This is a genomic window from Saccharomonospora azurea NA-128, assembly GCF_000231055.2.
Lineage (GTDB): Bacteria > Actinomycetota > Actinomycetes > Mycobacteriales > Pseudonocardiaceae > Saccharomonospora > Saccharomonospora azurea.
In genome coordinates this window covers 108200-127160 of the sequence record NZ_CM001466.1, presented here as the reverse complement: position 1 = coordinate 127160, position 18961 = coordinate 108200, and the positions used below count along the sequence as shown (strand labels likewise).

The following is an 18961-nucleotide window of genomic DNA, read 5'->3' as shown; positions in this document are numbered from 1 at the left end:
TCGGGGAGCTGTCGCCGCGGCGGGTCCCCGGCCCCGGGACGACGGCGTCGCCCGGACGCACACCGGCTCACGGTCGTGCCCGTCCCGTGTTCGAGTAGCCGAACTCTGCGCGACCGAGCACCATAGGCGGGGCTGCCGCCGTGACCCGGTGGGGTGGTCGATCCACTCTTCCAGGCGGTAGACAACATGCTTATTGCATGATGCGGTTGCAGGGTTCCGGACTGCGGTCCGGACACTATGCTGTGCGGATTCCCGTGTTGTTGATCGACGAGGCTCCTGCGAGGTGAAACGTGCCGGAACCTGGTGACACACCAGGCCTGGGGGACATCGCGCGCCGGTGGGCGGCGCGGCTCGCCGAGGTCGACGGCGTGTCGGTGTCCGCGGAGACCCTGCAACCCGCCCTGCTCTCCCTCGCCCGGGAAGCGCAGGCGGAGGCGCGGACGGCCCGCGACGCGGCGGTCCGCCGGTTCGCCGACCTCTACGCCGCCTCGCCGATCGGTGTGGTCCTCGGCGATTCCGACAACACCGTCCGCGACGTCAATCCCGCCTTCGTCGATCTCGTCCACCTCTCGCGCGAGGAACTCATCGGCCTCCCGCTCACCCGACTCGCCGCCACTCCCCACGACGCGACGGTGCTGTCCGCTGTGGTCGACGAAGCGCTTTTGCCCGCCCGAAGACCTCGGCAGGAGCGGATCACGCTGACCCACGGCAGGGACGGCACCCTCCGCACCCGCGTCACCGTCGCCACCATCACCGCCGACGGCCCCGGCTTTCCCCACCCGCTTCTGCTCGTCGAGGACGTGCACGAGCTCGCCCTGCTCAGCGAGCAGCTGCGTCGGCAGAACACCCAGGACTCCCTCACCGGTCTGCCCAACTCGTACCACTTCGAGAACCAGCTCGACACCGCCCTCGCGGCGGCCGCGTCCTCGGGTGGCCAGCTCGCCCTCGTCTATCTCGACATCGACGGGTTCCGGGTCGTCAACGACGGCCTCGGCCCGGGCGCGGGCGACGAGGTCCTGCGCCAGGTCGCGCGCCGACTCGAACTCCTCGTCGCCACGCAGTCCTCGTCCGAGGCGGTGCTGGCGAGGTTGTCCGGCGACGGTTTCGCCGTGCTGCTGCGCGGCGACGAGAACGGCACCATCGACACCGCCGCCGTCGTGGACCTGGTCGAGGAGGCGATGCGCGAACTCGCCGAGCCCGTGTACGTGGACGGCACCGGGGTCGCGACCAGCGTGAGCGTCGGCATCGTCGTCGCGGGCGGCGCCGGGCAGACGCGCGAGGAGCTGCACCGGGCCGCCGAGATCACGCTGCACCGCGCCAAGGAGAACGGCAAGGCCCAGTGGATGCTGTTCGAGCAGGAACTCCACGGGCGCGACCGGCGACGGTTCCACATCGGCGCCGCGATCGGCGGTGGTCTGGAGAACGGCCAGTTCGCTGTGGACTACGAGCCCACGGTCACCCTCGACGACCGGCGCCGGGTCGCCGTGGTCAACGCCCAGCTCCGCTGGGACCATCCCGAGCACGGTGTCCTGCGGCCCGAGGACTTCTTCTCACTCGCCGACACCACCGGCATGACTCCCGCGCTGGGCGAGCTGCTGCTGGCCCAGTCCATGCTCGACGCCGCCTCCTGGCAGCGCGAGTTCGACGGCGGCGCGCCGGATCTGTGCGTGCGACTGCCGACCCGGCTCGCCCTCGACCCCAACCTGGTGCGGTTCGTCCGCACCGAGCTCGCGCGCACCGGTCTGCCGCCGCAGAAGCTGCGCATCTGCAGCGACTCCGCGACGCTCACCGACCCTCGGGGCGAGGTACTGGAGAACCTGTCGATCCTCGCCGAGCTCAACGTCAAGATCACTCTGGCGGTGTCCGGGGTCGCGGACCTGGAACTGGTCCACCGGCACACACTCCCCGTCGGCTTCGTCATCGTGTCGGGCCCGCTCGTCGACGCCCTCGCCGACGAGGACGAGGGCAACGCCCAGGGGGCTCACCGCCACTTCGCGATGCTGGTGAAACGAGCCCGCGAACTCGGCATCACGCGCATCGGCGTCGACGGTGTGCGCGACGCCGCCCACGCCGAACGGCTCGCCGAGCTCGGTGTCGTCGCGGGCCGCGGCGCGGTCTTCGGTGAGGAGATCGACGCCGACGGAGTGCGAACGATGCTCGCGAAATCGACGGAGCGCGTGCAACCATAGCCGCCATGAAGCAGGCAGAGCGCGCGCCGGACTTCGCGTTGCCCGACGAGACGGGCACCTCCCGGCGGCTGATCGAGTTCCTCGAATCGGGCCCGGTGGTGCTGTTCTTCTATCCGGCGGCCATGACGGCGGGGTGCACGGCCGAGAGCTGCCACTTCCGCGACCTCGCCTCCGAGTTCGCCGCGCTCGGAGCCCAGCCGGTCGGCGTGAGCCGCGACTCCGTCGAGCGGCAGCGGCAGTTCTCCGAGACCAACAACCTCGGCTTCCCGTTGCTGTCGGACACCGAGGGCGAGGTCGCCGGTCTGTTCGGCGTGCGCCGCAACCTCGGCCCGCTGGTCACCAAGCGCCACACCTTCGTGATCGACACCGATCGCACGGTGCTCGCCGTGATCCGCAGCGAGTTCCGGATGTCCGTACACGCCGACAAGGCGCTCGAGGTCCTGCGCGCCCACCAGCAGAGCTGATCACCGCGGAGGTGCCGGGTGGCCGAGATCCGCTTTCACCTCCTGGGTCCGCTCGGTGCCGAGATCGACGGCCGGCAGGTGCCGTTGGGCGGTCGCAAGCCCCGACTGCTGCTCGCGGCCCTGCTGCTCGAATCCGGCACCCTGGTCTCCACGGACTCCCTGATCGACGTCGTGTGGCCCGAGGATCCGCCGCGCTCCGCCGCGGCCAACCTCCGGACGTACGTCCATTCACTGCGCCGGGTACTGACCGAGGACCGGATCCATCGTGGACCGGCGGGTTACCGGATCGCGGTGGCCCGGGACGAGCTCGACACCACGGTCTTCGCCGACCACGTGGCAACAGCCCGGCGGGCCATGGCCGAGGACCGGCCCGCCGACGCGTTGACCCAGCTCGCGGCCGCCGAACCCCATTGGCGCGGAGCGCCTCTGGCCGACATGCCGCACCACCACTCCTGGGGGCCGGTGCTCGCTCGCCTCGACGAGCTGCGCCTCGAGGCGGACGAGTTGCGGGTCCGCGCCCGGCTCGCCTGCGGCGAACACCGTGACGTGGTGCCCGACCTCCGTGAACTGTTGGTGCGCGACCCGTTCCGGGAGGAACTGTGGGCGCACCTCATCGTCGCGCTCGACCGCTGCGGCCGCCGCGCCGAGGCCGTGGAGGCCTACGACGAGGTGGAACGGCTGTTCCGTGAGGAGATGGGCGCGGCGCCCGGGCCCCGGTTGCGCGACCTGCGCGCGCGTCTGACGGCGCCGGTGCCCCCAGCGCCACGACGGCCCCCGGGCTCACCCCGGCGCACCGTGTGCCAGCTTCCACTCGACGTCCCCGATCTCACCGGGCGCGAGGAGCACGTCGCCGACGTGATCGCCCTCGTTCGGCGGCGCCAAGCCGCCGGCGACCCGACCGTGGTCGTGATCTCCGGACCGCCCGGAGTCGGGAAGTCCAGCCTGGCCGTGCACATCGCACACCGGCTGCGGCGGGACACCGACGACGACCACCTCCACGTCGGCCTCGCGGGTACGACGGCGGCACCGCGCCGGGCCTCCGACGTGCTCGGAGAGGTACTCCGTTCGCTGGGAGCGTCGGACAAGACACTGCCGTCCGACGAGTCCGAGCGCGCAGCGGCCCTGCGGTCGGCGTTGTCGCACCGGTCCTCGTGCGTAGTCCTCGACGACGCCGCCTCGGCCGCGCAGGTACGGCCGCTGCTACCCGGCACCGGGCCGTCGGTGGTGCTCGTGACCTCCCGCATCCGGATGCCCGAACTGACCGCCGCCCGGCACGTCGAACTGGACGTGCTCGACCACGACTCCGCGCTGCGGCTGCTGTCCGGCATCGTCGGTACGGCGCGGGTCCAGGCCGAGCCCGAGCACGCCGCACGCATCGTCGACTCCTGCGGCAAGCTGCCCCTGGCCCTGTGGGTGGCGGGCGCCCGGTTGGCCGGACGGCGCCGGCTGTCGCTGTCGTACTTCGCCGACCGCCTCGCCGACGAACGCCGCCGGCTCGACGAGCTCCGGGTCGGGGACCTCGCCGTGCGCGCGAGTCTCGAACTCAGCTACGCCCGACTGCCCGGCGAGGCCGCCACCGCGTTCCGCGCGCTGGGCGCGCTGGGCCCCGTCTCGTTCCCGGGGTGGACGGTGGGTGCGATCCTGGCCGGCGACAACACCGACACCACCGGCGCCGACACCGCCGAGGCCGTGCTCGACGTCCTCGTCGACGCCCACCTCGTCGAGCTCGTCGGCGAGGACGCGACCGGCGCTCCCCGCTACCGCATGCACGACCTGCTCCGCTGCTACGCCGCCGAACGCGCCGACGACACGGATCGCCGGCGGATCCGGCGGGTCGTCGAGGGCTACTACGCCGCCGCGAGTGCCTCGGTGGAGCGCATGCCCGTGCGGTACTTCGGGGTCGCGCCGACTCCGGTGCCGCCGACCTACTGGCGACCGCACGACCTCGACCGGCTGGTGCGCGATCCCGTGGCGTGGTTCGACGCCGAACACCCCACCGCGGCCGCCCTCCTCGAACCGGCGGCCGGGTTCGCCGCGGACGGAGCCGCGTGGCGGCTCGCCACCGTGCTCACGCCCTACTACGACCTGCGCAACCGTTGGGAGGACTGGTGGCGCGCCGACGAGCACGCTCTCACGGCGGCGCGCAGGACCGGCGACCGGCACGGCGAGGCGATCGTGCTGCGCGACCTCGGCCAGGTGCGGGTCTACCAGGACCGCTACGAGGAGGCGCTGCGTCTGTTCGACCGCTCGGCCGAGCTCTTCGCGCGCCTCGGACACGCGCAGGGCGAGGCCGTGGCCGTCGCGAGCCGCGGCACGGTGCACCGCATCCGCGGTGACCGGGCCCGCGCGCTGGAGTGCAGCCGCCGCGCACTGGAGCTGTTCTCCCAGGTCGGGGATCTCCACGGGGAGGCGGTGGCCCGCATCGCGATCGGCACGGTGCGCATGGACGAGGGCGCGTTCGACAACGCCGAGACGTGGTTCACCGACGCCTACGCGCTCGCGTGCGCGATCGGCGACCGCCACCGCGCCGCACACGCCGTCCACCGCCAGGCCCTCCTCCACCAGCGGCGCGGGCAGCTCGGGCTCGCGCGGCAACGACTCGACGAGGCCATCGCCGTGTTCGACGACCTCGACGACGACCACTGCGCCGGGTACGCGCAGCAGAGCCTCGGCGAGTTGTGCCTGCGCAGCGGCGAGTTGGCCCACGCCCAACTGCTCCTGGCCAACTCCCTCGCCGTGCACCGCGACACCGGGGATCGCCGCTCCGAGGCGGTCGTCAGCCAACGGCTCGGCGAGCTCCACGAATCCCTCGGCCAGGAGCAGACCTCCCGGGACTACTTCCACCGGGCGTTGGCGCTGTGGCGGGAGTTGTCGGCCGAACCCCAACGCTCCGCCGTCGAACGCAGGCTACGACCGGTCGACGAAGCCTGACCGAACCCCGCTCCACCACGTCGTAGGGTGGGAAGCGCAGCGGTTCGCCCCGCTCTCCGGTGGGGCGTCGCAAGAGGGAACCCGGTGCGAATCCGGGACTGCCCCGCAGCGGTGAGTGGGAACGACCGCCGTCATCGAGCACTGGGCCGACCCGGCCTGGGAAGCGACGGCCAGTAGGAACCGCCTTCCGGTCAGGAACCGGCGGTGTGCCCGCGAGTCCGAAGACCTGCCGCTGCCCGTGCGCGCCCGCGCACGGCCGTCCGCCGCGACTCGCGAAGGAGAGCTCACGTGGCACACCGCAGCACCGTCCGTTCCGTACCCGGGCGCAAGGCACCGGCCGACTCCCGGGTGACGCTCGCCCACATCATGAGCGAGCACGACACGAACCTCTACGGCACCATCCACGGCGGGGTGGTGATGAAGCTGATCGACGACGCGGCCGCGGCAGCGGCGGCCCGCCACGCCGACGGACCGGCGGTGACCGCGTCCGTCGACCGCATGACCTTCCTGGCTCCCGTGCGGGCCGGCGACCTGCTCAGCGTCCACGCGGAGCTGGAGAGCGCCGGACGGACCTCGATGGCCACGGTGGTCCGGGTGACCTCCGAACGCTGGAACGCCTCGGGTCCCACCACCGACGTCGCGACGGCCCGGCTGACGTTCGTCGCCATCGACGAACACGGACGTCCCCGGCCCGTGCCCGCCCTGATCACGACGTAGGCGGTCGAGACCTCTCACTCCATGAGGGCGTCCTCGGGGATCGGCGAGTCGGTGCGCAGTGCCTCGAACAGGGCCTCCGACTTCGCCGGGTCCCACGACTCGGCGGAGGACGAGGTGACCGGCACGGTGGTGGTGACCACGCCGCCGTCGCCGATCCCCCGCATCGCCCACGCCAGGCCGACCAGGTGGTGCAGGTGGTCGTCGGTGTCGAGGGCCAACGCGTCGGGCACAGCCCCGAGCAGCGGGAAGACGTCGAACGGGTTGAGCAGTGTGGCCGGACTCGCGATCTCGGAGGCCAACGCGCCGATGAACTTGCGCTGGTTCGCCACCCGGTCCAGGTCGGATCGCGGCGTCGCGTCGCTGTAGCGCATGCGGACGAACCCGAGCGCCTGCGCGCCGTCGAGGGTCTGCGTGCCCGCCGGGATCACGATCCCGGTCTTGGTGTCACGCATTTCGTTCGGAATGTCCATTTCGACCCCGCCGATGGCATCGACGACGTTGGCGAACCCGCCGAACCCGATCTCGGCGTAGTGGTCGATCCGCAGTCCGGTGGCCTGCTCCACCGTCTTCGTCAACAGCGGGGCGCCACCGAAGGCGAACGCCGCGTTGATCTTGTTGACCCCGTGGCCCGGGATCTCCACCCGCGAGTCCCGGGGAAGGCTCAGCAGGGTGGGCGGCGTGTCGTTGTCCGGAATGTGGACGAGCATGATCGTGTCGGTGCGCCTGCCCCCCGCGTCACCGGTGGACAGCTTCGCCATCTGCTCTTCGTCGAGCCCTTCGCGGGAGTCGGACCCCACGAGCAACCAGTTGGTGCCCTCCGCCGCGGCGGGCCTGCCCTCGTAGTCGTCGGGCAGCGCGTCGATGCGGGTGATCGAGCTGTCGAGGTAGAACCACACGGCTCCGACGAACAGGACGAACACCAGAAACAGGCTCAGCAGCACCTTGCCGAACGACCACCGCTTGCGACGGGGGCGACCCTGCGGTGACTGCGGCGGCCGCTCCCGAGGTGGTGGCGGTTGCTGCGGCGGTGGGCCGACCCGCGTCGGCTGCGGCGAACGCGGCGCCTGCCGAGCCCTCGCACTGCCGGGGACGGGCATCATCTGCGCCTGCTGTTGTCGTCGGGGCCCTTGTGGCGGCCTCCGGCCCGGAGGAGGTGGCCGGTGCCCACCACCCTGTCCACCCTGGTGCCCGCCGTAGGTCATGACCACTCCCGATCATCTGGTGCGGCTGCTGTGCGCACGCATACCTAACCGCATGCCTTGTCACCTAGACGCGGCATCCCCCGATCAGGTTGTGCGGGAGGTGGCTTGGAGGCAGGTCGAGACCACGAATGCCCCGGTCAGAGCAGTCGACGCCACCGAGATGGAGCATCGTGAGCAAAGGCACGGGGCAGAATCCCCTCCGCCGGGACCAGCCCCGTGGTCTGCACCGCGAACTCGCAGGCGAGCCGATTCCACACCAGCGGCCTGCGCATCAACGCGTGACTCTCCGCGACGACGTCGAAACGCGCGAGCCGCGCGGCGTGGGCGTCGGCGCGCTGCGCGTAGCGGTAGGAGTCGCCGGGGTTGGTCACTCGGTCGTGCACACCGTGGGCGATCACGACGGTGCGACCCGCCACCGGTTCCACGGGCTCGCCGTCGGGGGTCCACGGCGCGAACGCGCACGCACCGGACACCGCCTCGTCATCACACACCCGCAGTGCCACGCGACCACCCATGGAATGGCCGATCAGCACCACGGGCACACCGGGACGCTCCGCCCTGATCGTGTCGAGCGCCCACCGCGCGTCCTCGACCGGATGGCGATCCGGCTCGTTCCACCCGCGCACCCGGTTGCGCAGCAACCGTACTTCCAGACCGTGCCGTGCTCCGGCCGCGTGCACGGCGCGCGCGACCGGCACCATGCGCAGGTACGCCAGCCGCCACGGACGCACGACGTCGGCTCCGTACTCGGCACCCCCGTGCAGGACGAGCGCCACCGCCCGCGGCCGTGGCGTGCCCGCCGGAAGCGTGCTCAGCGACGGGCGCACCGCCTCGGCGGCGGTCACGCGACGGACCGCTCGTCCGTCGCGAACTGCGTGTTGTGCAGTTCCGCATACCGGCCCCCGAGCGCGAGCAGCTCGGGGTGCGTGCCGTGCTCCACGACACGACCGTCCTCGACCACGAGGATCCGGTCGGCCGCGCGCACCGTGGAGAGGCGATGGGCGATGACGAGCGCGGTGCGTCCGCTCAACGCGTCGACCAGTGCCTCACTCACCGCGGCCTCCGACTCGGAGTCGAGGTGAGCGGTGGCCTCGTCGAGCACCACCACTCGGGGCTGGGCGAGCAGCAGCCGGGCGATGGTGAGCCGCTGCCGCTCCCCTCCGGACAGCCGGTAGCCGCGCTCGCCCACCACGGTGTCCAGGCCGTCGGGCAACGACCGCATCAAGTCCTCCAGCCGTGCGCGCCGCAGCGCGTCCCAGATCTCCCCGTCCCTCGCGTCCGGCCGCGCGTAGGTGAGGTTGGCCCGGATGGTGTCGTGGAAGAGGTGCCCGTCCTGCGTGACGAATCCCACGGTCCGGCGCAGTGACTCGAACGACAGGTCCCGGACGTCCACGCCACCCAACCGCACCGCGCCGGAGTCGACGTCGTAGAGCCGCGCCACCAGGAACGCGATGGTCGACTTACCCGCGCCGGAGGGGCCCACGAGCGCCACCATCCGCCCGGGCTCGGCATGGAAGCTGACCCCGTGCACCACCTGCTCACCCCCGCGGGTATCCACTGTGGACACCTCTTCGAGCGAGGCCAGCGAGTGGGTCTGCGGCGACGGGTAGGCGAACCGCACGTCGTCGAACTCCACCGACACCGGACCCGGCGGCACCGACCTGGCGTCCGGCTTCTCGGTGATCATCGGCTTGAGGTCGAGCACCTCGAACACGCGCTCGAACGACACGAGCGCGGTCATGATGTCCACCCGCACGTTGGCCAGCGCTGTCAGCGGCGTGTACAGGCGCGTCAGCAACAGGGCCAGCGCGACGACCGTGCCCGGATCAAGCCGACCGGTGAGCGCGAGCCACCCGCCAAGGCCGTAGACGAGCGCCTGCGCCAACGCTGACACGAGCGTGAGGCTCGTCATGAACCAGCGCGTCAGCATGGCCGTGCGCACACCGATGTCTCGGACCCGGCCCGCCCGCGCGCCGAACTCCTCGGCCTCGGCCTTCGGCCTGCCGAACAGTTTCACGAGCGTGGCACCGGCCGCCGAGAACCGCTCGGTCATCTGGGTCGTCATCCCGGCGTTGAGTTCGGCCGCCTGGTGCTGCAGGTCGGCCATCCGGCGCCCGATCCGCCGGGCGGGCAGCACGAAGATCGGCAGGAGCACCAGAGCCACGAGCGTCACCTGCCACGACAACGTCACCATCACGGCCAGCGAGAGCACCAGCTGGATGACGTTGGTGACGAGCCCGGACAGCGTGGCGGTGAACGTGCGCTGCGCGCCGATGACGTCGTTGTTCAGCCTGCTCACCAGCGCGCCCGTGCGGCTCCGCATGAAGAACGCCACGGGCATCCGCTGCACGTGCTCGAACACCGCCCTGCGCAGGTCGAGGATCAACCCCTCCCCGATGTGGGCGGACTGCCAGCGCTCGGCGAGCCCCAGCGCGGCGTCGGCCACGGCGATGCCCGCGATGACGACCGCGAGCCAGATCACGGTGGACGCGGACTTCCCGCCCACGATCGCGTCGACCACCCGCCCGGCCAGGAGCGGAGTGGTGACGGCGAGGACGGCCGACACGACCGTCAGCGCCAGGAAGACCAGCAACCTCCGCCAGTGCGGCCGGGCGAACGAGGCCACGCGGCGGACGGTCCCCTTGCGCAGGCCTCGCGGCGCGTCAGCCGACTGCATCGCACCCCGAAGCAACCCCCACGTGTTGTCCACGCCCACGACTCCTCTCACGCGTCCGACACAACAGTGGTGGGGCCGCGCATCTTCCCGGCCACCTCGCGCTGATTCTGCCCGTCACCACCGACAGTCGGGACGCGCCGGTAGTCTCGACCGCCATGGGGACCCAGGCTGACGACTCGACGGCGCGCGCTCCGGCGAGCGCCGTCACGCGTCTGCGGTCGGCGCTGAACCGGCGACCGCCGGCCGTCGACGCGCTGCTCTACCTGGGGTGCGCCTGCTACGCGCTCGTCATGGCGCTCACCGACAAGCACCTCGGGTTCCGCGTCTGGGGCGCCTTCGCCACCGCCGGGTACGGACTCGCGCTGGTGCACACCTCGTGGCTGCTCCTCACGCCGCGAGGCCGGGCCTCGCGGGTGCGGTCCCGCTGGGTCGGCGTGGCGGTGGTGGGCGTCGTCGGCATGCTCGCTCCGCTGGTGACGCTGCTCGTCCGACGCCAGATCGCGAACGCCGACTGGACCGACGCCGAGGGACTGTGGAGCGCCCAACCCGAGGTCTGGGTCATCGAGCGCGCCGCGAGCACCCTGTTGGACACGGGTACGCCGTATCTCGACATCGCCGCACTCGACCGCGTGCCACACGTGCACGACTACACGCCGTACGGGCCCGTGATGGCGGTGTTCGGGCTGCCCCGCGCACTCGTCGGCGGAACACCGTTCGCCGACGCGGTGACCGACGCTCGGGTCGTGTTCGCCGGTGCGGCGGTCCTCTGCGTCCTCGCGAGCCTGCGGCTGCTGCGGGTGTCGTCACCGCCGGTCCGCGGTGCCCAGCTCGCGGTGGCCTTCCCGCTGACCGCACTGACCTGGGCGACCGCGGGACCCGATCTGGCCATCGTGGGTCTGGTCCTGCTGGCGGTGGCGCTCGCGGCGACGGACCGTCCGGGCTGGGCGGCCCTCGTGTGCGCGCTCGTGACGAGCGCGAAGCTCATCGCCGCGCCCGCCGCCGTGGTGGTGGGCTTCCTCGTGTTCAGTCGGCTGGGCGCCCGTGCCCTGGCGCGGTTCGGCGGGGTGTTCGTCGGCGTCACCGTTGTGGTGACGGTGCCCGTGCTCCTGGTGAACCCGAAAGCGTTCGCCGAACACGTCCTGCTCTTCCCGGCGGGCCTCGGGGAGATCGCCTCACCCGCCGCGAGTCCGCTGCCCGGGAGGTTGATCGCGAGCACCGGCGCCGTGGGCACTGTGATCGCGCTGGTGCTGCTGCTGGCCGCGGGGCTCGCTGTTCTGCTGTGGCTGGTCCGCCGCCCACCGCGGACCGCGGCCGACGCCGCCCTGCGCATCGCCGTCGGGCTCCTGGCCTTCACGATGCTGACGACGGCCACCCGGTTCGGCTACCTCGTCTACGTCTCCGTGCTACTGGGCGCGGTGCTGGTGTTCCGGAACCGGGCCCCGGCTCCCCTCGGCACCGGTGGACCCGGCTCCGGAACCCACGGAGATCGCGCCCCTCTTACTTCTTCTTGACGCGCGTGGCGCCGCCCCTGCCCCGAAGCTGCACACCGGACTCCGACAGGACCCGGTGCACGAAGCCGTAGGAGCGTCCCGTCGACTCGGCCAGAGCGCGGATGCTCGCTCCCTTCTCGTACTTCTTCTTCAAGTCAGCGGCCAGCTTGTCGCGCGTGTTTCCGGTGATGCGCGCACCCTTCTTCAGGTCTGCCACGTCAATCCACCTTCCGCCCGTTGATGTTTCGGGCCACTTTCAGCCCCTGCCGTGGCAATGATCGAACACGACGCGGCCGAATGCCAGACGACAACGGAAAAACATGCTCGAATGGCGTCGAAAACGTCCGATACGGTACTTGCTGTACACCGAACAATGACGGAACGCGTTAAACCACTCCGTTGTCGTGACCTGTGGTGCGCCACACTCCACCCGTTAGGGGGGCCGCCGGGCCGGACCGGGCTTACGTCACAACGACCCTGGTCAGAAAGCCGTCCGTGATCTTTCGATCACGCGGTGAGCACATCGGACCGACGAGACGAGCCCCACTGTGAAGTGGTCGACACATTTCGTCGAGAAAACACCCGATCAGGCGAGCTCGACCAGTTCCCGATAATCGTCGGACCACAGATCTTCCGTGCCATCCGGCAAGAGGATCACCCGTTCGGGTTCGAGCGCCTCGACCGCGCCGGGATCGTGGGTCACGAGAACCACGGAGCCCTCGTATCGACGCAAAGCGTCGAGTACCTGCTCACGACTCGCCGGGTCGAGGTTGTTGGTCGGTTCGTCCAGCAGGAGGACGTTCGCCGCGCTCGACACGAGGCCCGCGAGCGCGAGCCGCGTCTTCTCACCGCCCGACAGCGTGTTGGCGGGCTGTTCGAGCTGTTCACCGCTGAAGAGGAACGAGCCGAGCAGGTTGCGCAGTTCCTGGGCACCGGTGTCCGGAGCGAGGTGCCGGATGTTCTCCCACACGGTCGCGTCGTGGTCCAGGGTCTCGTGCTCCTGGGCGTAGTACCCGAGCCGGAGCCCGTGCCCCGGCACCACGCGTCCGGTGTCGGGGGTCTCCAGCCCGGCCAGCAGCCGCAGGAGTGTGGTCTTGCCCGCACCGTTGAGCCCCAGCACCACGACCCGGGAGCCTCGGTCGATGGCGAGGTCGACGCCGGTGAAGATCTCCAGTGACCCGTACGACTTCGACAGGTTCTCCGCCGTCAGCGGAGTACGGCCGCACGGGGCCGGGGCCGGGAACCGGATGTTCGCGACCTTGTCGGCCTGGCGTTCCTCGTCCAGGTTGGCGAGCAACTGCTCCGCCCGGCGGGCCATGTTCTTCGCCGCCACGGCCTTGGTGGCCTTCGCACCGAGCTTGGCGGCCTGCTGTTGCAGCGCGGAGGCCTTCTTCTCCGCGTTCGCCCGCTCGCGCCTGCGCCGCTTCTCGTCGGTGGCCCGTGCGTCGAGGTAGCGCTTCCAGGTCATGTTGTAGCCGTCGAGCTCACCGCGGGTGGCGTCGAGGAACCACACCTTGTTGACGACCTCGTCGAGCAGGTCGACGTCGTGGCTGATGACGACGAGACCACCGGTGTGGGCCTTGAGGAAGCCCCGCAGCCAGGTGATCGAGTCGGCGTCGAGGTGGTTCGTGGGCTCGTCGAGCAGCAGGATGGTGCCCGACCGACCTCCCGCGCCCGCCTCGGAGGCGGCGAAGAGGATGCGGGCCAGCTCGACCCGGCGGCGCTGACCGCCGGAGAGCGTGCGCAACGGCTGCGGCAGGACGCGGTCCTCCAAGCCGAGGTTGGCGCAGATCCGCGCGGCCTCGCTCTCGGCGGCGTACCCGCCCAGAGCGGAGAACCGCTCCTCCAGCCGCCCGTAGCGGCGGACCGCCTTGTCGCGGGCGGCGTCGTCGACGAGTTCCGCCATGGCCGTCTGCGCCTTCTCCATCTCGCGCAGCAGCACGTCGAGCCCGCGAGCGGACAGCACCCGATCCTTGGCCGTGACCGACAGATCACCCTCGCGCGGGTCCTGCGGGAGGTAGCCGACCTCACCGGTGTGCTGCACCTCTCCCGCATACGGGTCGCCCTCCCCGGCGAGGACCCGCATCGTGGTGGTCTTGCCGGCGCCGTTGCGTCCGACGAGACCGATGCGGTCCCCCGGTTGCACGCGCAGGGTGGTGTCGGACAGCAGAATGCGCGAGCCTGCGCGCAGTTCGAGCCCGGTAGCGGTGATCACTGAGAGTCTCCGTGGTGTCGACGAGGTGGTCGGACAGGCGATGCACAGGGCGCGACGAGGCGCCTACTCGAGTCGAACGACCACGGCACCCAGTGTAGGGGCCGATGTCCAGTCGTTTTCGCCCGTGGTGGCCCGGCTCACCGCACGATGATCTCGACGGCACGGGCGCGCTGCGCGGCCTCGTCGAGCACGGTGCGGCGCGGCTCGGCGACGTCGAGTACGCGGGGCTCCGCCTTCGCGAACACGTCCGCGAGCCTGCGGTCCGTCTTCAGCTCGTCCAGGGCTCGGCGGTCACCGCCGAGCACCACGGCGTCGAGGTCGGCGATCCGGGAGCCCAGGACGTCGGCGGTGTCGTCGGCCGCCGCGCGCAGCGCCTGCCGGGCCTGACCGTCGCGGCGGCGCGCGAACCGCTGCTGCGACCAGCCTCCGGCGGCGTTGCGTCCGTGGACGAGGCGCCGGTCCGTGCGCGACACCGTCACGCGGCCGCCCTCGGCGACGCCCACGCTGTGCCCGCCGAGGCGCGCCAGCAGCAGACCGATGCGCCGGGGTTTCTCCACGTGGTCGAGCAGCACCTCGACGGACGCGCCGTCGACGCACGTGCCGGGTTCGACGGCCAACGGCTCGAAGGGAATCGGCACCGTCGCGGTGACGCCGTTTCCGCCCGTGAACCGCACCTGGCGCGGGTCGAGCTCGGTCCGCAGCACACCGTCGTTGCGCTCGGCGAAGCGGTCGAGCCACCGCCGCAGTCGTTCCGGCTCCACCTCGACGGCCGTCCCGCCGCCCGGCGCCTGCCGCTTGCGCGCCATCCGCACTCCGATCGTCCCGTCACCGCGATGGGCCGAGGTTACGCGCTCGCCCGGTCGGCGACGAGATTCGCGCCGGCGCTTGCCCACCGCCCGCCGCGGCAGTGTGACTCACAAACGAAGCAGCCCGTGCACGGCGCCGCCGTCGGCGCGGGCGAGGGTGAAACCGAGCCGCCGGAGCAGCCGGAGCGCACCGACATTGGCGACCGTCGTGTCGGCCCGAACCTCCCGAGCTCCCAGCTCGACCGCTTTTCGCACGGCAACCGCCATCGCCGCTGTTCCGAGACCGCGTCCGCGAGCCGTCCGCGTCAACCAGACCCCGGTCTCCAGCACGCCCTCAGCGGTGCGCTTCAGGCGCACCGAGCCGACGACACCGTCGGCGGTCACCACACCCCAGGTCGACTCACCGGCAGGCCCGCCCAGTCCGGCACGGCGATCCCGGTGGAAACGTCGCAACCACTCGACCCTGGCGGGCGTCCAGCCGGAGTCGGCGGTCAGCGGTGGCGTGACGTCATCGGCGGCGGCGTCCGTGGTCGCCGCCCGCACCAGCCGCGCGAGCACCGGTTCGTCGACCTCGACCAGAATCACGGGCTGTTCCTGCTCGCTCATCGCGGACGGTGGACTCAGAGCACCGACGGCTCCGACCACGGCTGTGCCGAGCGGCCGGAGATCGCGTCGAGCATGGCCGCGGCCTGCTGGTCCGTGAGCGACGACACGAAATCGATCACCGCCCTGCCCCGGGCCAGCGCTCGGACGGCGTCGGCGCCCTGCACCGGCTCGCCCGTGGCGCCGACCAGCAGTTCCGGGGCGTGGTCGGCGAGGTCGGCGTACTCGGCCTGCGCGAGTTCGACGAGGTCGTGCAGCCTGCGCGGCAGCCGGGACACCTCCTCGCGGTCGGTCAACCACGCGTCCAGCGCGTCGACGAGCGTGACGATGAGGCTCGCCTGCCCGCGCTGGTGCAGCGCGAGGTCCGGGCGCTGCAGCACGAAGCGCTTGTGCACGAACTTCAGGACCTGCACCTCGTGCCACTGCGCCGGGCCGAGCGTCACGTGTCCCGTGCGTGGCGAGGGGGACGGCGTGACGACCACACCGGCCACCAGACGCGCGGTCCAGCCGGCCGAGAACCGGGCGGTCGCCTGCTCGGCCTCCACCGAGCCGTCGAAGGGAATGCCCAGCAGCCCGTCCACGAGCTGCTGCCGCACCCGGGTGACCGCCTCGGCGAACGCGTCCGCGTGGGTGATCCAGGAGTCCTTCGCCTGCAGGTGGCGCCGCAGTCGTTCCAGCGACCGGCCCGGCCTCCGGTGCGTCTCGGCCAGTTCGGCCTCGGGCAGCGCGGCGAGTTCGGCCCGGCGGGTGAGCCAGTGGCCCAGCTCCGTCGCCACCTCCGCGTGTTGCAGGACGCCGATGCGGTGGAAGTCCTGCAGATCGTGGATGGCGTAGGCGATGTCGTCGGCGAGGTCCATGACCGACGCCTCCACCGTCTGCTGCCAGTACTCGATCTTGTCCGCGAACGGGGCCCGGCAGGCGTCCAGCTCGGCCAGTTCGGTGGAGTACGCGGAGAACTTCGCCGATCCCGAACCGGGCGCCTGAGGCGGTTCGCCCGCACCGCGTGGGGGCACGGACAGCTCGGACGGATGCGGCTGCGGGCGGTGCAGGCGAGCCCACGGGTACTTGAGCAGCGAGGCCCGAGTGGCGGCGGTCAGGTTGAGGCCGCGCGGTACCGGCCCGCCCACCTCGGTCGTCGTGACGATCCGGAACGTCTGGGCGTTGCCCTCGAACCCGTCGGCCAGGCCGTAGCGGTGGCGGGCGATGCGGTCGAGCACCTGCTCTCCGAGGTGGCCGAACGGCGGGTGCCCGAGGTCGTGCCCGAGTGCGGCGGCTTCCGCGACGTCCGGCTCGCAGCCGCCGAGCTTGGCGACGAGCGCGGCGGAGTCCTCGGCCGTGGAGATGCGTTCGGCGATCGCCCGGGCCACTTGGGCGACCTTGAGGCTGTGGGTCAGGCGGTTGTGCAGCAGGGCGGATCCGCCCGCGCTGACCACCTGCGTCACCCCGGCCAGCCGGGCGAAGAACGGCGAGGCCACCAACCGGTCACGGTCGGCGCGATACGGGCTGGAGGACAACTCCGCGAAACCACCGGTCTCCGCTGCCTCGTCCCGCCGCCTGGCGCGGGGATCGGGACTGTTCACCTCGCTCACCATGCCCACACGGTACGTGAGAGGTGTCGCGATCAGGCCGGATCTCGTCGAGCGGTCACACCCGGTCTCCCCCCGGCGAGACGAAGCCCGACTCGAAGGCGGCGATCACCGCTTGCGTGCGGTCCCGGGCACCGGTCTTGGCCAGCACGTTGCCGACGTAGGTCTTGACGGTCTCGACGCCGAGGAACAGCGTGCCCGCGATCTCCGCATTGGACTGCCCCGCGGCCATGAGTCGCAGGACCTGCTGCTCGCGTTCGGTGAGACCCGCGTCGCGCAACCGCGACCCGGTGGCGGGGTGTCGTGCGGCCATGCGCCGCAGCGCCGACGGGTACAGCAACGAGTCGCCGGCGCAGACGGTGCGGACGGCCGCGACCAGTTCCTCGGGACGTGCCCGCTTGAGCACGAACCCGCTGGCCCCGGCGCGCAACGCCGCGTAGACGTAGTCGTCGTTGTCGAACGTGGTCACCACGATGATCTTCGGCGGATCCGGCAGCGCCGACAGCACGTGTTCGGTCGCCGCGATGCCGTCGACGGACGGCATGCGCACGTCCATCAGCACGACGTCGGGCCGGACCCGGCGCACCACGTCGGCCACCTCGGCACCGTCGCCGGCCTCGCCCCGGACCTCCAGGTCGTCCTCCGACTCCAGAATGGCCCGCAGCCCCGTCCTGATGAGGGGCTCGTCGTCCACGAGTACGACCCCGATCCGCCGCGTCACGACGCCGTCCTTCCCGTGGGCAGTCGCACGTCGACCACCCAGTCAGCTCCGTCGGGACCAGCGGCGAACGTTCCCCCGAGGACGTCGACACGCTCCCGCATACCCCGCAGTCCCCGGCCTCCGCCGTCCCGGTGCGCACGCCCGCTCTCCGCGATCCGGTTGCGCACGGTGATCCCGATGGTCGGCCCGGTGACCTCGACCCGCACGGTCACGGGCACCTTACCGGCGTGGCGCACGGCGTTGGTGAGACATTCCTGCACGATCCGGTACGCCTCCCGCGACACCACCGGCGCGACCGCCTCCACGTCGCCGCGCACGTCGGCGTCGACCGCGACTCCCGCCAACCTCGTCGCGGAGAGCAACGCGGGCAGATCCGCCAGGTCGGCCTGAGGGGTCCGCGCCCCGGCCTCGTCGTCCTCGCGCAACAGTCCGAGCACGTGGTCCAGATCGTCGAGCGCGGCCCGGGCGGCCGCCTCGACCGCGCCGAGTGCGTGCTCGGAGGCCTCGGGGTCGCGGCGCAGCAGCCGCCTGGCGGCACCCGCCTGGATCGACACGATGCTGAGCGCGTGGCCCACCGAGTCGTGCAGTTCGCGCGCGAGCCGGGTGCGTTCGAGCAACCGCTCCGTGCGTCGCTCCAGCCGCGCGATCCGATCGGCGACGCTCGGGCCCACCAGCGAGCGCGCCAACCGGCGGAACGCCGCACCGGCCACCACCACGGCGGGCACCAGCGCCAACGTCGCCAGCACGGCCGATAACGGCAACCACGCCCCGGCCCAGCCCCGGGGCACGACGACGGGCTCAGGAGTCCCCAGGGCGAGCCGTCCGGTGAACGGCGCCGGAAGCGTGATCGCGACCAGGACCGGCAGCGCGAGGCTCAGCAGGCTCAGCAGTGCACCGGCGAAGACGTGTGCGGCGAACATCACCATGGAACGCACGCGCACCGACCAGCGATCGGTGGCACCGAACTCCGCATCCGGCACCGGATCGTCGAGCAGTTCCCGCACGGCCGCGCCCTCCAGCACGCGCACGGCGGGCAGGAACGCGACCAGAACGAGCGCCAGCAACGCCACGCCGCCGCCGATCAGTACCGCTGTGGGCAGAGTCGCGGCCAGCGGCACGACCGAGGGCACGAACACCGCCCCGAACAGCACGAACGGCGCGGCCAACGCGCCGCCGAGGATGAAGTACGTCCACCTGCGGTAGGTCTCGCGCCGGGTGAACCATCCGAAGGCCGACCGTCTCATGCGGTAAGCCTGCCAGACCGCCTTTCCATGTCAGTGCTCGTGCGCACTGACTGACCAACCGACCACTGCTTTCGCAAAATGCTTGTGTGCCAGGGAAATTTAGCTCACAAAGAACA

The 18961-nt window shown here is 71.6% G+C and carries 15 protein-coding genes and 1 riboswitch; of the genes, 5 read left to right on the top strand and 10 right to left on the bottom strand.

Annotated features, from left to right (window positions below):
- Positions 1–290: 290 nt before the first annotated feature.
- The 4 genes from SACAZDRAFT_RS00625 to SACAZDRAFT_RS00610 all read left to right on the top strand — a co-directional run bounded on the left by SACAZDRAFT_RS00625 (position 291) and on the right by SACAZDRAFT_RS00610 (position 6301).
- Complete coding sequence (locus SACAZDRAFT_RS00625; protein WP_005437653.1) at positions 291–2189, top strand: diguanylate cyclase domain-containing protein; 1899 nt, start codon at positions 291–293, stop codon at positions 2187–2189.
- A gap of 5 nt (positions 2190–2194) precedes the next feature.
- A complete protein-coding gene (locus SACAZDRAFT_RS00620) occupies positions 2195–2653 on the top strand; it encodes a peroxiredoxin (protein ID WP_005437651.1) in 459 nt (152 codons plus the stop codon).
- A gap of 18 nt (positions 2654–2671) precedes the next feature.
- Positions 2672–5584 (top strand): AfsR/SARP family transcriptional regulator, encoded by a 2913-nt coding sequence (locus tag SACAZDRAFT_RS00615; RefSeq protein WP_005437649.1) that lies wholly within the window; start codon positions 2672–2674, stop codon positions 5582–5584.
- A gap of 23 nt (positions 5585–5607) precedes the next feature.
- Positions 5608–5832, top strand: a riboswitch (cobalamin riboswitch).
- 40 nt (positions 5833–5872) lie between these two features.
- The gene (locus SACAZDRAFT_RS00610; RefSeq protein WP_005437647.1) at positions 5873–6301 is read left to right on the top strand and encodes an acyl-CoA thioesterase; all 429 of its coding nucleotides are present in this window, start codon (positions 5873–5875) and stop codon (positions 6299–6301) included.
- A 14-nt stretch (positions 6302–6315) separates the two neighbouring features.
- Here SACAZDRAFT_RS00610 and SACAZDRAFT_RS00605 read toward each other — a convergent pair whose 3' ends face one another.
- From SACAZDRAFT_RS00605 to SACAZDRAFT_RS00595, 3 genes are all read right to left on the bottom strand, one after another.
- The gene (locus SACAZDRAFT_RS00605) at positions 6316–7503 is read right to left on the bottom strand and encodes an LCP family protein (RefSeq protein WP_232286324.1); all 1188 of its coding nucleotides are present in this window, start codon (positions 7501–7503) and stop codon (positions 6316–6318) included.
- A gap of 137 nt (positions 7504–7640) precedes the next feature.
- Positions 7641–8348, bottom strand: coding sequence for an alpha/beta fold hydrolase (locus SACAZDRAFT_RS00600; RefSeq protein WP_005437643.1), 708 nt, complete (start codon positions 8346–8348; stop codon positions 7641–7643).
- Positions 8345–10213: an ABC transporter ATP-binding protein gene (locus SACAZDRAFT_RS00595; RefSeq protein WP_005437641.1), complete on the bottom strand. Its 1869-nt coding sequence runs from the start codon at positions 10211–10213 to the stop codon at positions 8345–8347. Before SACAZDRAFT_RS00595 ends, SACAZDRAFT_RS00600 begins: the two co-directional genes overlap by 4 nt.
- Positions 10214–10335: 122 nt before the next feature.
- On the opposite strand from SACAZDRAFT_RS00595, the gene SACAZDRAFT_RS00590 reads away from it, so the two are divergent.
- Positions 10336–11691 (top strand): glycosyltransferase 87 family protein, encoded by a 1356-nt coding sequence (locus SACAZDRAFT_RS00590; protein WP_005437639.1) that lies wholly within the window; start codon positions 10336–10338, stop codon positions 11689–11691.
- On the opposite strand, the gene SACAZDRAFT_RS00585 is transcribed toward SACAZDRAFT_RS00590, so the two are convergent.
- The 7 genes from SACAZDRAFT_RS00585 to SACAZDRAFT_RS00555 all read right to left on the bottom strand — a co-directional run bounded on the left by SACAZDRAFT_RS00585 (position 11678) and on the right by SACAZDRAFT_RS00555 (position 18845).
- Positions 11678–11887 (bottom strand): helix-turn-helix domain-containing protein, encoded by a 210-nt coding sequence (locus tag SACAZDRAFT_RS00585; RefSeq protein WP_005437638.1) that lies wholly within the window; start codon positions 11885–11887, stop codon positions 11678–11680. The two genes, SACAZDRAFT_RS00590 and SACAZDRAFT_RS00585, sit on opposite strands and share 14 nt — an antisense overlap.
- Before the next feature lie 369 nt (positions 11888–12256).
- Entirely contained in the window at positions 12257–13885 is a 1629-nt protein-coding gene (locus SACAZDRAFT_RS00580; protein ID WP_005437629.1) for an ABC-F family ATP-binding cassette domain-containing protein, read from the bottom strand.
- A 137-nt stretch (positions 13886–14022) separates the two neighbouring features.
- Entirely contained in the window at positions 14023–14691 is a 669-nt protein-coding gene (locus SACAZDRAFT_RS00575; protein ID WP_005437627.1) for an acVLRF1 family peptidyl-tRNA hydrolase, read from the bottom strand.
- Between the two features lie 108 nt (positions 14692–14799).
- Positions 14800–15297: a GNAT family N-acetyltransferase gene (locus SACAZDRAFT_RS00570; protein ID WP_040927858.1), complete on the bottom strand. Its 498-nt coding sequence runs from the start codon at positions 15295–15297 to the stop codon at positions 14800–14802.
- 14 nt (positions 15298–15311) lie between these two features.
- A complete protein-coding gene (locus SACAZDRAFT_RS00565) occupies positions 15312–16886 on the bottom strand; it encodes a deoxyguanosinetriphosphate triphosphohydrolase family protein (protein ID WP_005437623.1) in 1575 nt (524 codons plus the stop codon).
- A 52-nt stretch (positions 16887–16938) separates the two neighbouring features.
- A complete protein-coding gene (locus SACAZDRAFT_RS00560) occupies positions 16939–17601 on the bottom strand; it encodes a response regulator transcription factor (RefSeq protein WP_005437622.1) in 663 nt (220 codons plus the stop codon).
- A complete protein-coding gene (locus tag SACAZDRAFT_RS00555; protein ID WP_005437621.1) occupies positions 17598–18845 on the bottom strand; it encodes a histidine kinase in 1248 nt (415 codons plus the stop codon). Before SACAZDRAFT_RS00555 ends, SACAZDRAFT_RS00560 begins: the two co-directional genes overlap by 4 nt.
- Positions 18846–18961: the final 116 nt, after the last annotated feature.